Raw genomic sequence first — 1,137 nt, forward strand, 5'->3', positions numbered from 1 at the left:
AAGCATAACCTCATCCGCCGTCTCGGGGTCAGGACCATTATCCTGCAACTGACAATTCCGTTTTAGCAGTTTATCATCCATGGCCTTTTTCCCCTGTACTGGCAGAAGATCCTCCCATAAATCAACAATCTCCTGATTCTTCGAGAAAAAGCGATGGCCGCCAATATCCATTCGATTGCCTTTGTATTCTACAGTACGTGCTATACCGCCTACAAAATCCTCTTTTTCGATAATAATGGGATGTATATCCGTTTCTTTTAACAAATAATACGCTGCAGTCAATCCTGCCGGGCCTGCTCCAATAATTATTGCTGTCTTCATCTAGTCCAAAAACTCCTACTTAAAATACAAAAACTTTTCTCGCCCAGTAATTCCACAAAAATACAATTGCTGTTACTACGATTTTCGACCATAAATAATAGATACCGATAAAATCTACACCGATATACATCCCAAGCTCAGTCAATCCTAGACCGGTTATCCCAATCATAACTATTTTAACATAGTCATGTATAACTAAGCTATGTTTATATTTTTTCCCGTCCCTATCGATAAACACATAGTTCACCGATAGATAGGTATTCAGTATAATACCTCCCAAAAAGCCTAAAGCCGTTGCCAGATATAAACTACCTGTAACATAGGCCATTAATGCATTATGTACAGATATTAACAACGCAAAATCAAATAGAAACGCAACTGCTCCAACCACAGCATAGCGGCACAATTCCGGGAAATTCACCTTACGCTCCCCCATCACATACTAATCCTATTCAATCCCAATTCATTCCTTGCGGCGGCGTGACTAGTCTAGTCCCTTTCATACCGGCACTTCCAGCACTTCCACCGCTGCCAGAACTATCATCACCGCCGATATAATCCTTGTATTTATAACTACTCCGATTTCCTCGTAAACTAATCGAGGTGCCAACTATTGTTCCCATAAATGTACTATTTCCGGCATTAACCAAGACACCTTCATTTTTATCACAAAACGGAGCATATACTACGCCTTTAAACGTATGACCATTCAGATTGAAATGAACCTGTGGCCGCTGGCTGTCACTGCCTGCAATACAAATAATCAAAGGACGGCCTGTATCGGTATTGAGATTAATATTGATTACCCCCATACCA

At 40.7% G+C, this 1,137-nt stretch carries 3 protein-coding genes; all 3 read right to left on the minus strand.

Annotation, left to right across the window (positions count from 1 at the left end; translation table 11 throughout):
• On the minus strand, window positions 1-321 hold a 321-nt coding region (locus tag QZV24_RS10510; RefSeq protein ID WP_294523613.1), incomplete at its 3' end, for an NAD(P)-binding protein.
• Window positions 322-340: 19 nt separating this feature from the next.
• Entirely contained in the window at window positions 341-757 is a 417-nt protein-coding gene (locus QZV24_RS10515; protein ID WP_294523614.1) for a GtrA family protein, read from the minus strand.
• 16 nt (window positions 758-773) lie between these two features.
• On the minus strand, window positions 774-1,133 hold the full coding sequence (locus tag QZV24_RS10520; RefSeq protein ID WP_294523616.1) for a hypothetical protein: 360 nt from the start codon (window positions 1,131-1,133) through the stop codon (window positions 774-776).
• Window positions 1,134-1,137: the final 4 nt, after the last annotated feature.

Source organism: uncultured Anaerovibrio sp. (genome assembly GCA_902786545.1).
In the GTDB taxonomy this organism is placed as follows: Bacteria; Bacillota; Negativicutes; order Selenomonadales; family Selenomonadaceae; genus Anaerovibrio.